The 11,542-nt window shown below is 71.3% G+C and carries 15 protein-coding genes; 10 read left to right on the forward strand and 5 right to left on the reverse strand.

Annotated elements, in window-relative coordinates; translation table 11 throughout:
- Positions 1 to 19: 19 nt before the first annotated feature.
- The 4 genes from Cba03nite_RS38010 (at position 20) to Cba03nite_RS38025 (ending at position 3,874) form a co-directional block, all read left to right on the forward strand.
- On the forward strand, positions 20 to 349 hold the full coding sequence (locus Cba03nite_RS38010; protein WP_203757163.1) for a metal-sensitive transcriptional regulator: 330 nt from the start codon (positions 20 to 22) through the stop codon (positions 347 to 349).
- 107 nt (positions 350 to 456) lie between these two features.
- Positions 457 to 669 carry a heavy-metal-associated domain-containing protein gene (locus Cba03nite_RS38015; RefSeq protein ID WP_203757164.1) on the forward strand — a complete coding sequence of 71 codons (213 nt, stop codon included), beginning with the start codon at positions 457 to 459 and terminating at the stop codon, positions 667 to 669.
- Positions 666 to 1,625, forward strand: coding sequence for a DUF8832 domain-containing protein (locus Cba03nite_RS38020; RefSeq protein WP_203757165.1), 960 nt, complete (start codon positions 666 to 668; stop codon positions 1,623 to 1,625). The genes Cba03nite_RS38015 and Cba03nite_RS38020 overlap by 4 nt, the downstream gene beginning before the upstream one ends.
- On the forward strand, positions 1,625 to 3,874 hold the full coding sequence (locus Cba03nite_RS38025) for a heavy metal translocating P-type ATPase (RefSeq protein ID WP_203757166.1): 2,250 nt from the start codon (positions 1,625 to 1,627) through the stop codon (positions 3,872 to 3,874). The genes Cba03nite_RS38020 and Cba03nite_RS38025 overlap by 1 nt, the downstream gene beginning before the upstream one ends.
- Positions 3,875 to 3,995: 121 nt before the next feature.
- Here the strand turns inward: Cba03nite_RS38025 and Cba03nite_RS40470 are convergent, their stop codons facing one another.
- Positions 3,996 to 4,121 carry a hypothetical protein gene (locus tag Cba03nite_RS40470; RefSeq protein WP_275411643.1) on the reverse strand — a complete coding sequence of 42 codons (126 nt, stop codon included), beginning with the start codon at positions 4,119 to 4,121 and terminating at the stop codon, positions 3,996 to 3,998.
- A gap of 17 nt (positions 4,122 to 4,138) precedes the next feature.
- On the opposite strand from Cba03nite_RS40470, the gene Cba03nite_RS38030 reads away from it, so the two are divergent.
- Together Cba03nite_RS38030 and Cba03nite_RS38035 are read left to right on the forward strand one after the other, a co-directional pair.
- Positions 4,139 to 4,342: a hypothetical protein gene (locus tag Cba03nite_RS38030; RefSeq protein ID WP_203757168.1), complete on the forward strand. Its 204-nt coding sequence runs from the start codon at positions 4,139 to 4,141 to the stop codon at positions 4,340 to 4,342.
- A 142-nt stretch (positions 4,343 to 4,484) separates the two neighbouring features.
- Positions 4,485 to 4,970 carry a YcxB family protein gene (locus tag Cba03nite_RS38035; protein WP_203757170.1) on the forward strand — a complete coding sequence of 162 codons (486 nt, stop codon included), beginning with the start codon at positions 4,485 to 4,487 and terminating at the stop codon, positions 4,968 to 4,970.
- A gap of 83 nt (positions 4,971 to 5,053) precedes the next feature.
- Here Cba03nite_RS38035 and Cba03nite_RS38040 read toward each other — a convergent pair whose 3' ends face one another.
- On the reverse strand, positions 5,054 to 6,013 hold the full coding sequence (locus Cba03nite_RS38040) for a serine hydrolase domain-containing protein (protein WP_203757172.1): 960 nt from the start codon (positions 6,011 to 6,013) through the stop codon (positions 5,054 to 5,056).
- 167 nt (positions 6,014 to 6,180) lie between these two features.
- On the opposite strand from Cba03nite_RS38040, the gene Cba03nite_RS38045 reads away from it, so the two are divergent.
- Both Cba03nite_RS38045 and Cba03nite_RS38050 read left to right on the forward strand, forming a co-directional pair.
- Positions 6,181 to 6,600, forward strand: coding sequence for a hypothetical protein (locus Cba03nite_RS38045; RefSeq protein WP_203757174.1), 420 nt, complete (start codon positions 6,181 to 6,183; stop codon positions 6,598 to 6,600).
- 45 nt (positions 6,601 to 6,645) lie between these two features.
- Positions 6,646 to 7,299 (forward strand): hypothetical protein, encoded by a 654-nt coding sequence (locus Cba03nite_RS38050; RefSeq protein WP_203757176.1) that lies wholly within the window; start codon positions 6,646 to 6,648, stop codon positions 7,297 to 7,299.
- A 154-nt stretch (positions 7,300 to 7,453) separates the two neighbouring features.
- On the opposite strand, the gene Cba03nite_RS38055 is transcribed toward Cba03nite_RS38050, so the two are convergent.
- The 3 genes from Cba03nite_RS38055 to Cba03nite_RS38065 all read right to left on the reverse strand — a co-directional run bounded on the left by Cba03nite_RS38055 (position 7,454) and on the right by Cba03nite_RS38065 (position 9,501).
- Positions 7,454 to 7,924 carry a hypothetical protein gene (locus Cba03nite_RS38055; RefSeq protein ID WP_203757178.1) on the reverse strand — a complete coding sequence of 157 codons (471 nt, stop codon included), beginning with the start codon at positions 7,922 to 7,924 and terminating at the stop codon, positions 7,454 to 7,456.
- On the reverse strand, positions 7,917 to 8,441 hold the full coding sequence (locus Cba03nite_RS38060) for an RNA polymerase sigma factor (protein ID WP_203757180.1): 525 nt from the start codon (positions 8,439 to 8,441) through the stop codon (positions 7,917 to 7,919). Before Cba03nite_RS38060 ends, Cba03nite_RS38055 begins: the two co-directional genes overlap by 8 nt.
- Before the next feature lie 97 nt (positions 8,442 to 8,538).
- Positions 8,539 to 9,501 carry a helix-turn-helix transcriptional regulator gene (locus Cba03nite_RS38065; protein WP_239126325.1) on the reverse strand — a complete coding sequence of 321 codons (963 nt, stop codon included), beginning with the start codon at positions 9,499 to 9,501 and terminating at the stop codon, positions 8,539 to 8,541.
- An 82-nt stretch (positions 9,502 to 9,583) separates the two neighbouring features.
- On the opposite strand from Cba03nite_RS38065, the gene Cba03nite_RS38070 reads away from it, so the two are divergent.
- Together Cba03nite_RS38070 and Cba03nite_RS38075 are read left to right on the forward strand one after the other, a co-directional pair.
- Positions 9,584 to 10,519: an alpha/beta fold hydrolase gene (locus Cba03nite_RS38070; protein WP_239126326.1), complete on the forward strand. Its 936-nt coding sequence runs from the start codon at positions 9,584 to 9,586 to the stop codon at positions 10,517 to 10,519.
- A 66-nt stretch (positions 10,520 to 10,585) separates the two neighbouring features.
- Entirely contained in the window at positions 10,586 to 11,404 is an 819-nt protein-coding gene (locus Cba03nite_RS38075) for a DUF1206 domain-containing protein (protein WP_203757183.1), read from the forward strand.
- The last annotated feature ends 138 nt before the right edge of the window (positions 11,405 to 11,542 follow it).

Consider the following 11,542-nt stretch of genomic DNA (forward strand, 5'->3'; position numbering starts at 1 on the left):
GTGTCGCTACACTGGGGGTATGACGACAGAGCCGCAGCACACCGCTGAACAGCCGGCCGCGGCGGGCGTGACCCGCGGCTACACCGCCAGCAAGGACCAGCTGCTGACCCGGATCCGCCGGATCGAGGGACAGGTCCGCGGCATCCAGAAGATGGTCGAGGACGACCGCTACTGCATCGACGTGCTCACCCAGATCTCGGCCATCCAGGCCGCCCTGGACAAGGTGGGCCTCGGCCTGCTGGACGGCCACGCCCGGCACTGCATGCACGAGGGTGCGGCCGAGGGCCGGGCCGACGAGATGGCCACCGAGATGATGGCCGCCGTCGGCCGCCTTATGAAACGCGGCTGACGAGCGGATGTGAGCCACGCCATGAGCAAACCTTGGATAAACCCCCGGGGGGTATGCTAGCGTCGGCCACATGGATACCCCGAGGGGGTATACGAGGGAGGATCGTCATGGAGACCGTCTACACCGTCAAGGGCATGACCTGCGGGCACTGCGTCAACTCGGTCAGCACCGAGATCGGCCGGATCGCGGGCGTGACCGGCGTGCGGGTGGACCTCGCCGACGGAGCCGTCACGGTGACCAGCACCGCCCCGCTGGCACAGGCCGACGTCGCCGCCGCGGTGGACGAGGCCGGCTACGAGCTCACCGGAGCGCGGCCGTGAACGCACCGCTCAAGCTGAGCCTGTTCGGGCTGGGCCTGATCGCGATCTTCGCGGCGACGTTCGGGGCCGGCCGCGTGGCCGGTCCCGCACCCACCGCGGCGCCCGCCGGTCACGGCACCGACGCCGGTCACGGCTCGCACGGGGCGACCCCGTCCACCGGCGCGGCACCAGTGCCCGGCGGACTCCAGGTCGCCCAGGACGGCTACCGGCTCCAGCCGCTCACCGGCGAGCTCAGCCCGGACGCGGCGCAGCCGCTGCGCTTCCGGGTGCTCGGGCCGGACGGCGCGCCGGTCACCGCGTACACCCCGACGCACGAGAAGAACCTGCACCTGATCGTCGTACGCCGCGACCTGGCCGGCTTCCAGCACGTCCACCCCGAGCTGCGGGAAGGCGGCGTGTGGGAGATCCCGCTGCGGGCCGCCGCGGGCGCGGGGCAGTACCGGATGTTCGCCGACTTCCAGCCCGCCGGCCGCGGCGAGGCACTGACCCTCGGCGTCGACCTGCCCGCCCCGGGCACGTACCAGCCCGTGCCGCTCCCGGCCGCCGGCCGCACCGCGACCGTCGACGGGTACACGGTCACGCTCGGCGGCGAGCTGCGCCCCGGCGCCTCGTCCCCGCTCACGCTGACCGTCACCAAGGACGGCAAGCCGGTCACCGACCTCCAGCCGTACCTGGGCGCCTACGGGCACCTGGTCGCGCTGCGCGACGGCGACCTGGCCTACCTGCACGTACACCCCGACGGCGCACCCGGCGACGGCCGCACCCAGGCCGGGCCGCAGATCGTTTTCCACGCCGAGGTCCCGTCGCCCGGGGCGTACCGACTGTTCCTGGACTTCCAGCACGGCGGGGTGGTCCGCACCGCGGCGTTCACCGCCGTGGCCGGAACGCCGCCACCGGCGCCACCCGCCGCCGCGACGCCCTCGGCCAGCCCCACCCACGACCACGGAGCGCACTGATGAGCACCGACAGCAGGCCGCTGCTGGTCGCCACCCAGCAGGTCGAACTCACCATCGGCGGGATGACCTGCGCGTCCTGCGCGGCGCGGATCGAGAAGAAGCTCAACCGCATGGACGGCGTGACCGCCACGGTCAACTACGCCACAGAGAAGGCGTCGGTCACCTTCCCCGCGGAGGTCAGCACCGACGACCTGATCGCCACCGTCGAGGCGACCGGCTACACCGCCGCCGTCCCGACGCCCGAACCCGTCGCCGCCGCTGAGCCCGTGGACGAACTGGCCGGGCTGCGCCGCAGGCTGTGGACCTCGGTGGTGCTGTCCGTGCCGGTGGTGGTGCTGGCCATGGTGCCCGCCTGGCAGTTCACCAACTGGCAGTGGCTGTCGCTCGTGCTGGCCGCCCCCGTGGTCGTGTACGGCGGCGCGCCGTTCCACCGCGCCGCGTGGACGAACCTGCGCCACGGCGCCGCCACCATGGACACGCTGATCTCGGTCGGCACCCTCGCCGCGTTCGGCTGGTCGCTGTGGGCGCTGTTCTTCGGCACCGCAGGCGAGCCCGGCATGACCCACCCGTTCAGCCTGTCCGTGTCCCGCACCGACGGCACCGGCAACATCTACCTCGAGGTCGCCGCCGCGGTGACCGTGTTCATCCTGGCCGGGCGCTTCTTCGAAGCCCGGTCCAAGCGCCGGGCGGGCGCCGCCCTGCGCGCCCTGCTCGAACTCGGCGCCAAGGACGTCACCGTGCTGCGCGACGGCCGCGAGCAACGCATCCCCGTGGACCAGCTCGCGGTCGGGGACCTGTTCGTCGTACGCCCCGGCGAGAAGATCGCCACCGACGGCGTGGTCACCGACGGCGCGTCAGCCGTGGACATGTCGATGCTGACCGGCGAGTCCGTACCCGTCGAGGTCTCCCCCGGCGACGCCGTCGTCGGCGCGACCGTCAACGCCGGCGGCCGCCTGGTCGCCCGCGCCACCCGGATCGGCGCCGACACCCAGCTCGCCCAGATGGCGCGGCTGGTCGAGCAGGCGCAGACCGGCAAGGCGGCCGTGCAGCGGCTGGCCGACCGGATCTCGGCCGTGTTCGTGCCGATCGTCATCGCCCTCGCTGTCGGCACGCTCGGCTTCTGGCTCGGCACCGGCAACGGCCCGGCGGCCGCGTTCACCGCCGCGGTCGCCGTGCTGATCATCGCCTGCCCCTGCGCCCTCGGCCTGGCCACCCCGACCGCGCTGCTGGTCGGCACCGGCCGCGGCGCCCAGCTCGGCATCCTGATCAAGGGACCGGAGGCGCTGGAGTCCACCCGCCGGGTCGACACCGTGCTGCTCGACAAGACCGGCACCGTCACCAGCGGCCGGATGACCCTCGTCGACGTCGTCACCGCCGAGGGCACCGACCGGGCCACCGCGCTGCGGCTGGCCGGCGCCGCCGAGGCCGCCTCCGAGCACCCGATCGCCCAGGCCATCGCTGCGGCCGCCGCCGAAACCGGCGAGCTGCCGGGCGTGACGGGCTTCGCGAACACGCAGGGCCTGGGCGTCACCGGCACCGTCGACGGCGTACAGGTGGTCGTCGGCCGGGCCGCGCTGCTCGCCGAGCACGGGCTGGACGTGCCCGCCGCACTCGACACGGCACGGCAGGCCGCCGAGCAGGCCGGGCGCACCGCCGTGCTGGCCGGCTGGGACGGGCGGGCCCGCGCGGTGTTCGCGGTCGCGGACGTGGTCAAGCCGACCAGTGCCGCCGCCGTCGCCGGGCTGCAGGCGCTGGGGCTGACCCCGGTGCTGCTCACCGGCGACAACGAGACCGTCGCGAAGGCGATCGCGGCCGAGGTCGGCATCGAACAGGTCATCGCCGAGGTGCTGCCCGCGGGCAAGGTCGACGTGGTGCGGCGGCTGCAGGACGAGGGCAAGGTCGTGGCGATGGTCGGCGACGGGGTCAACGACGCCGCCGCGCTCGCCCAGGCCGACCTCGGGCTGGCCATGGGCACCGGCACCGACGCCGCGATCGAAGCCGCGGACCTCACCCTGGTCCGGGGCGACCTGATGGCGGCGGTGGACGCGATCCGGCTGTCGCGCCGGACCCTGAACACGATCCGGACGAACCTGTTCTGGGCGTTCGCGTACAACGTCGCGGCGCTGCCGCTGGCCGCGCTGGGACTGCTCAACCCGATGATCGCGGGCGCGACGATGGCGCTGTCCTCGGTGTTCGTGGTGTCCAACAGCCTGCGGCTGCGCGGCTTCCGCACCGTCGTCCGCGACTGATCGCGTCTCCACCGCAGCGCGCCGTCCCACGCGGGACGGCGCGCTGCCGTATCACCCGGTAACGCGACCGTGGTGCTCAGCGCCGGCGGTACTGTGCTGCGCGTCGCCTTGGTGCCCGGCGTTACGTAAGCAAACGGATCGGGGGAACACGCACGACCTCCTCGATGCGGAACTCGGCCATCACCTCATCGTCAGTGACATCGGCATCGAGGATGCCGACGACGCCTTCGCCATAGATCATCAGCATGAGCTTTCAGCCTGGACATGGTGTTCGCTGACCAACCGGCCTTGGCTGACATCGACAAGATGAACACGCAGGACAGCGGCATCTGCTACGAACGCCTCGGCCCTGCGTTGGATGAGGCATTGCGCGAAGCGCTGTGGGAGGTTGAGCAGCAGCCAACGTTGCAGGTGCTGTGGGCTGGCACGCCCCTGCGCAGCGCTGTAGAGCTTGAGCGAAGTGACTGACGTCGCCTGGCCGGAAGGCGATCAAGCGGCGGTGGCTTGGGCCGGGACCGGTCGGCCGTGGACGATTGCATTGGGCACCCGACTAATATGCGGGTCTCGTTGTCGAGTCCGGGCTCTCGTGGCGTGAGCTTAGGATCACCGGATGCGGATCGAGTTCACATTCAGCCGAAGTCCCGAGTACTTCCGGCAGCAGCTGAAGGCGGATGCGAAGCGGGCAGTTCGTCGCGATGTCCTTCGTGCTGTGGTGCTGGCCGTTGTGGGCGTGGTCTTCGTCTTCATCTCGCAGGGCGAGGGTGTGGCGTTGGTGGTGGGTGCGGTTGCGCTTTTGGCGGCGTTGTCGCTGCCGTGGCGGGCGTGGCAGGTGTTCAAGGCGGCCGTGACCGTTCCGGCGGCCTGGTGCGGTCCCCGCAGTTGGGTCGTCACCGATGAGGGGGTCGAGTCCAGCACTGACCTGACGTCGACACGTTGGAGTTGGCAGGCGGTGCTCAGGGTGGAGGAGCGACCGAACGCCTATCTTCTCTGGCAGGACGGCCCGGCCATGTTTGATCTGCCTCGCGAACCGCTGACTGCTGTCGAGGACGCCGAAATCCGTGCCTTCCTGCTCGATCGCGGATTACTGCGGCCATAACCCGCGATCGTAGAGCGGCTTGTCCGGCGGGCTGGGCACCGCACCGGGGGGCGGTGGTCTGCACCGCGGCGCAGTGTTCAGCTCTAACTCGCGCTCAACTGGTGACACGACCCTGGGGCGTGTCCACGACAATGCCGCGACGCGGCGGCGACCAGGGGCGCCAGCTCGTGGTGCGGCTGCCGCGACAGACCGTCCCGCCAGCGATCGCGAGCGCCGGTGGTGACGACGGTCAGCGCGGCCTCCGGGGCGACGAGCACGCACTGCCCGGCCCAGCCCAGGGCGATGTGGACGGGCACGCCCGCCTGCTGGCCGACCCACCAGAGACAGCCGTAGCCGAGGTGGATGGGCGCACCGTCTGGTGTGTGGGCAGTCCAGGCCAGGTCCCGGTAGCCCTCGGGCACGGCGGCTCCGGTGCGCCACGCCTCGCCGAAGCGCAGCAGAGCGCGCGGCGACAGCCGGGCGCCGCCGAACCCGTACGGGACGCCTTCCGGGTCGGCGGGCCAGATCACGTCGGCGCAGCCCGCGTGCGGCAGCGCCCGGTCGCGGGCGTACGCATCCAGCCCGCCGGTGACCTCGTGCAGCGCCACGGCCAGCAGGTGCATCGCGCCGTTGTCGTAGCGGAACACCGTGCCGGCGGGATGTGCCTGCGAGCTGCGCAGCAGCTCGTCGGCCCAGCCGTGCGGCAGCCGCATGAGCCGCCCAAACGTGTCGTCGTCACCGGCCGCGCCCGACGTCATGGTCAGCAGGTGATACACCGTCGCACCGCGCCGCTCCGGCGGCACCCGCTTGCCGAGCAGGTCACCCAGCGTGTGGTCGAGCCGGACCAGCCCGTCGTGCCAGGCCCACCCGGCGACCGTGGACACCAGCGACTTCGTGATGCTGGCGATGTTCGGCGCCGGCTCGTCCAGCCCCACTCCGTGCAGGTCGTACGCCGCGACCTCGGTTCCCTGATGAGCGACGAGCAGGCTGCTGGTATGGCTGAGCGCGGGTTCGGCGCGGCACCGGGCAGCCAGCGCGGCGGCGGCCTCGATCAGATCGGACATCTCTGCTGTCTACGGCAGGGCGGCAGCACGACGCAACCGATTCGGGCACGGGATCTGCGCCGGTACCCGGCCGGAATCGGCCCGTCGCCCGATGCCGCCGTCCTGCCCCGGCATACATCCTGGCGAAGCCGCGGACCACATACGTCGCGATAGGACAGGAGGCTCCATTGACGTCATACGGGCGGAGTGAAGACGAGTGGATCACGCTCACGGAAGCAGGTCAGGAGTTCCTGGTCGAGCGCGCTCGGCTCGCCAGGACCACGTCCTATACGGAGCTGAACACGACGCTGGTGCGGCGCACCGGGCTGCCGGGCTTCGACTTCGGGCGTGAGGCCGACCGGGCCGCCATGGGCCAGCTGCTGTACCGCGTCGTGGCAGCCAACCGCCCGCAGACCAAGCTCATGATCTCGGCGCTGGTCATCTACCTGAACGGCAACGACGCAGGCTCCGGCTTCTACGCCCTCGCCCAGCAACTCGGCGAGCTGCCGCAGCGTGCGACCGCGACGGCGAAGGAAGAGTTCTGGATCGGGCAGGTCAAGGCGCTGTACGCGTACTACGGGAAAGCCGGGGCCAAGCCGGGACGCTGAGCTGGGACGACGGCGGGTGTCGGTGGGGGCCGCTATCGTGCCGTCGTGACGATCGAAGACGGCTGGATCGCGTTCGACCTGGGCAGGTTCCGCGCACAGGACGAATTCGCCACCTACAGCGGAAGCTCGTCCACCGCGCTGCCGGCATTGCCCGTGGCGCATCCGGGTGGTCTGCACGCCTGGATGCGGGAGCTGGTGCCGCTCGGCGACCTGGCCGCCGGCCCGTACGGCTTGGTCAGGCTGACCGACGGCGCTCCCGTAGGCGAGCACAAGGCAGCCCTGCCCGAGCAGTTCGTCGCGTTCATGGCCGATCCGGTCCTGCGCGACAACGTCCCCACCTGCACGTCCTGCTACTGGGAGCCGGAGCTGCCCGTGGCCGCGAGCCCCGTGCACGAGGGTGCGCAGCTCGTGCGCTTCCTGAACGACCAGCAGGGCTGCCTGTTCTGGTATCTGCACCTGCTGCCGGACGGCGGCCACGAGGTCCTGTGCGGCGGCCACGCCTACGACGAGTACGAGGTGCCCCGCGACGAGGCACTCGAAGATCTCGTACGCGTGGCAGGCGACTTCGATGGTTTCATCGCCCGCTTCTGGATCGAGAATCTCGCCTGGTTCGAGGTGGTCGGCCAGAAGCGACCCGATGACAGCCTGTCCGGCCCGGTCTGGGAGTACGTACGCCAGTACACCTCGGCGGTGCGCTGACCGCACTCCCGCCGGTCAGCGCAGCAGCAGCACCAGTCCGGCGGCCAGCAGGCCCGCGGCGAGCACCACGACCACGATCAGGGTCTTGGTGCCGAAGCGGCGCCGGATGAACTTCGCGTTGTGCACCATGTCGGTTTCCCTCCAGCTCAGATGGTCACGTGGTCAGCTCGGCGCGGCGGCGCAGCAGCCGTGCCCGCTCGCGGTGGGCGCGTGCCAGCAGCAGCAGCGAGACGGCGGCGAAGACCGCTCCGACAGCGAGGACAGGCCACAGGCCGGTGCCCCGCCCTGCGGCGATCACCGCCAGCAGGACGGTGGTCGCGGTCGAGGCGGACAGCGCGATCCAGGCCGCGACGACGCGATCGGCGGCGAACAGCACGACCTTGCGGGTCAGCAGCCAGCCGCCGTATCCGGCCCAGGCCAGGCAAATCGCGGTGAGCAGCGCGAACGCCAGCCGGGTCCGGCCCGGCAGCGGCTCGGGTTCGGTGAGCCACAGCAGCGACACGAGCGCGGCCCCGGACAGTCCCGCGACCAGCGCCGTCACCGCCCGGATGCGGGCCCGACGCGACACGGCCGTGCCGAGCCGCTCGACGATCTCCTGCGCCGACAGGCGCGGCTGGTCACTCATCTCCGGCGGTCCTCTCCAGGTGTACGCGCAGCAGGCGGCGGGCGCGGTTCAGCCGTGACTTGACCGTGCCGACGGGCACGCCGCAGATCTGGGCGCAGTCGGCCACGGGCAGGTCTTCCAGGTAGAACAGGACGAGGATCTCCCGCTCGGCCGGCGGCAGCGCGGCGAGCGCGTCCAGCAGCCGGGCGCGGTCGGCCAGCGCCTCGACCGGGTCCTCCACCAGCGCGTCGGCCTCGGCCAGCGCCTCGGGCCGGTCGGCGTACTCGCCGCGCAGCCGGTCGGTGACCGAGCGGCGGGCGATGGTGAACAGCCACGGCGCGAAGCGGGCAGGCTCGCGCAGCCGCGGCAGCCCCCGGACCACCGCGAGCCAGACCTCCTGGGCGACGTCGTCGGCGCGCTCGGCGTCGAGCATGCGCCGCACGTAGGTCCACACGGGCAACCGCCAGCGGCTCACCAGCTCGGCCAGCGCGCCGCGCTCCCCCAGCTGGGCTCGAACCACCAGCAGCTCGTCGGTCATCTCGTCCCTCCCCTCACCATGCACAGTCGGGCGGGAGGCCGGGGAGGTTCACGGCGCGGGAGATTACCGCCGCAGGTACCCGGCTTCGAACTTTCGGTCAACGTTCTGCGGTACGACGGCCGTGCCGGTCTGGGCCGTATCGCTCGACGAGCGCGTCGCCGATCGAGGCAAGGTGGTCTCGCACACCCGGAGGGCCGGTCACCTCGACCCATTCGACCAGCCCGGCAAGCTCGCCGGCGAGTATGTACTCGTCGTTGCCGCGGATCACGACCTCGATGCGGCCGTCGTTCGTGGCACCTCCCACCTCGAGCCGACCGCCGAACCCCATCCGGAGCACGCCTATCGCGTGAGGCGCGCACACCGCCCGGACCTCGAAGGGTGTTCGCCTGCGTTCGACCTCGTCCGCGATCTCGCGCCAGCTCTCGGCAAGATCGAAGTCATCCGGCCGGTACACGGGGTCGCCGGTCGGGCCGACGGACGACACCCGGTCGATCCGGAAGGTCCGCCGGCCGGCCTCGGTGTCGGAGACGAGGTACCACGACGGGCCTTTGGCGACGATGCCCAGCGGGTGGACGGTTCGCTCGGTTTCGGTGCCTTCGCGGTCGACATAGCCGAGCCGGACCTGGACGCCGCGGATCACCGCGTCCTGGAGCTCGTCGAGGAAGCGAGGCGGTCGGGGCTCGGCCCGGCTCGACCCCCATCGCTGCGGGTCCATGACGAGCGACGACGCCGCCGCCTCGGCCTGCGCCCGGAACGGCTCCGGCAGGGCGTGGACGAGCTTGCGCAGCGCCGCTTTCACGGCCGGCGTGACAGACGAGGCAGGGCCGGCGACCAGGAACAAGGCGCGGGCCTCACCCGCGGTCAACCCGGACAGGTCGGTCCGGGCGCCGCCCACCAGGCGCCAGCCGCCGCCCCGGCCCTGCACGGAGTACACCGGCACGCCGGCCATGCCCAGGGCGTCGAGGTCGCGGCGGGCGGTGCGCTCGGAGATCTCCAGCTCCCGGGCGACCTCCGCTGCGGTCACCTGCTCGCGGTGTTGCAGCAGGAGCAGGATGGCCATCAACCGGTCAGCTCGCATGCCGGCAACACTCGCACGTCAAACCGGTCAGGAGGTGACCGGTATAGGTCGGCAGGATGCCGGCATGACATTCGACTTTCCCGAGCCCACCCTCGTTTCGGTCAACGGTGTGGAACTCGAAGTCTTCGAAGCGGGCCGAGAGAACGGAAGGCCCGTCGTGCTCTGTCACGGCTGGCCGGAGCACGCCTTCTCCTGGCGCTATCAGGTGCCGGCCCTGGCCGCGGCGGGCTACCACGTCATCGTCGTGAACCAGCGGGGTTACGGCCGCTCGTCCCGTCCCGCCGAGGTGACGGACTACGACATCGAGCACCTGTCGGGTGACCTCGTCGCCCTCCTCGATCACTACGGCTACGGCGATGCCACCTTCGTCGGCCACGACTGGGGCGCATTCGTCGTCTGGGGCCTGACCCTGCTGCACCCGAACCGGGTCAACGGCGTGGTGGCGCTGAGCGTGCCCTACCAAGAGCGCGGGCAGCTGCCCTGGATCGAGGGCATGGAGGCCGTGCTCGGCGCCGACTTCTACTTCGTCCACTTCAACCGGCAGCCGGGCGTCGCCGACGCCGTGTTCGGGGAGAACACGTTCCAGTTCCTTCGGAACCTGTACCGCAAGAACTTGCCCCTCGCAGAGCCCCAGCCGGGCAATGCGCTGATCAACCTCGCCAGAGCGGAAACCCCACTCGGCGACCCCGTCATGAGTGACAGCGAACTCGCTGTCTTCGTCTCCGCCTTCGAATCGACAGGGTTTACGGGCGGAATCAACTGGTACCGAAACCTGGACCGCAACTGGCACCTGCTGGCCGACGTGGACCCGATCATCCGGCAGCCCGCCCTCATGATCTACGGCGACCGCGACACGGTCGCGAAGGCTGAAAGACTGCTGCAATTCGTGCCGAATGTGGAAGTGGTGAGTCTGGACTGCGGTCACTGGATCCAGCAGGAGATGCCGCAGGAGACGACCGCGGCGATCCTGAGGTGGCTGGACCGGCGAGATGCCGCCTAGGCCGAAGCCGGTGCCGCGCAGACGCGGGCGGGTTTGTCGCATCGCAACGGGCGGTATCGGCAGGCCATGAGCCTCACCTCGACAGCCCGCCGCACGGCTCAGGCAGCCGGCAGGAGCACCGCCCTGGAGAACCTGACCCGGGCCGGCCTCATCGGTTACGGACTGCTGCACCTCGCGGTCGGCTGGCTCGCCCTGCAGATCGCCAACGGCCGGTCCGCCCGTGGTGACCAGTCCGGTGCGTTCCGGCTGCTGGCCGCGCAGCCGTTCGGCAGAGCGCTGGTATGGGCCATCGCCGGCGGCCTGCTGGCGATGGCGATCTGGCAGCTGTTCGAAGCCGCGGTGGGCCATGTCGGCGAGCGCGGCGCCAGGCGCACGCTGGAGCGGATCGTGTCCGCTGGGCGCACCGTCGCCTACGTCGCCCTGAGCGCGACGGCGGCCCAGGTCGCCGTCGGCGTCGATCCGGCCACGGGCAGCCACCAGCGCGAGGCGACCAGCGGGCTGCTCGGCCGCGACGGCGGGCCGTGGCTGGTCGGGATCGTGGGCATCGCGGTGACGGTGGTCGGTCTGGTGCTGGTCGGCCACGGCATCACGAAGGGCTTCGTGCGGCATCTGCGGCGTGACCGGATGAGCGCGGCCGAGCTGCGTGCGGCGGTCTTGGCGGGTCAGCTCGGCTACGCGGCGAAAGGCGCGGTGTACGCCGTCGCCGGAGTGCTCGTCACGAGCGCCGCGATCACCTTCGACCCTGCCAAGTCGACCGGCCTCGACGGTGCCCTGCACACCCTGGCGCAGCAGCCGCTCGGGTACGGCCTGCTGCTGGCGGCCGCGGCCGGCTTCGCCGTCTTCGGCGTGTACTGCTACTTCCAGGCTCGCTACCGGAAGGTTTGATCGGCGGGGTCGCGGCTGCAAAGGGGAGCGCCGACCCTTGACATCGGCATCCGTGCGTCAGGCGGCTGGATGACGTTCGAGGCCCCGGGTCTTTGATCCGGGGCCTCGACGCATTCTGATCTCTCTCGTATCTCTTAG

The organism is Catellatospora bangladeshensis (assembly GCF_016862575.1).
GTDB lineage: Bacteria > Actinomycetota > Actinomycetes > Mycobacteriales > Micromonosporaceae > Catellatospora > Catellatospora bangladeshensis.

Excerpts from the sequence above, each read along its gene's own strand:
- Cba03nite_RS38025 (WP_203757166.1), top strand. The coding sequence starts at position 1,625 with ATGAGCACCGACAGCAGGCCGCTGCTGGTCGCCACCCAGCAGGTCGAA.
- Cba03nite_RS38075 (WP_203757183.1), top strand. The coding sequence starts at position 10,586 with ATGAGCCTCACCTCGACAGCCCGCCGCACGGCTCAGGCAGCCGGCAGG.
- Cba03nite_RS38010 (WP_203757163.1), top strand. The coding sequence starts at position 20 with ATGACGACAGAGCCGCAGCACACCGCTGAACAGCCGGCCGCGGCGGGC.
- Cba03nite_RS38055 (WP_203757178.1), bottom strand. The coding sequence starts at position 7,924 with ATGAGTGACCAGCCGCGCCTGTCGGCGCAGGAGATCGTCGAGCGGCTC.
- Cba03nite_RS40470 (WP_275411643.1), bottom strand. The coding sequence starts at position 4,121 with ATGCTGATGATCTATGGCGAAGGCGTCGTCGGCATCCTCGATGCCGAT.
- Cba03nite_RS38015 (WP_203757164.1), top strand. The coding sequence starts at position 457 with ATGGAGACCGTCTACACCGTCAAGGGCATGACCTGCGGGCACTGCGTC.
- Cba03nite_RS38060 (WP_203757180.1), bottom strand. The coding sequence starts at position 8,441 with ATGACCGACGAGCTGCTGGTGGTTCGAGCCCAGCTGGGGGAGCGCGGC.
- Cba03nite_RS38040 (WP_203757172.1), bottom strand. The coding sequence starts at position 6,013 with ATGTCCGATCTGATCGAGGCCGCCGCCGCGCTGGCTGCCCGGTGCCGC.
- Cba03nite_RS38030 (WP_203757168.1), top strand. The coding sequence starts at position 4,139 with ATGGTGTTCGCTGACCAACCGGCCTTGGCTGACATCGACAAGATGAAC.
- Cba03nite_RS38065 (WP_239126325.1), bottom strand. The coding sequence starts at position 9,501 with ATGGCCATCCTGCTCCTGCTGCAACACCGCGAGCAGGTGACCGCAGCG.
- Cba03nite_RS38070 (WP_239126326.1), top strand. The coding sequence starts at position 9,584 with ATGACATTCGACTTTCCCGAGCCCACCCTCGTTTCGGTCAACGGTGTG.
- Cba03nite_RS38035 (WP_203757170.1), top strand. The coding sequence starts at position 4,485 with ATGCGGATCGAGTTCACATTCAGCCGAAGTCCCGAGTACTTCCGGCAG.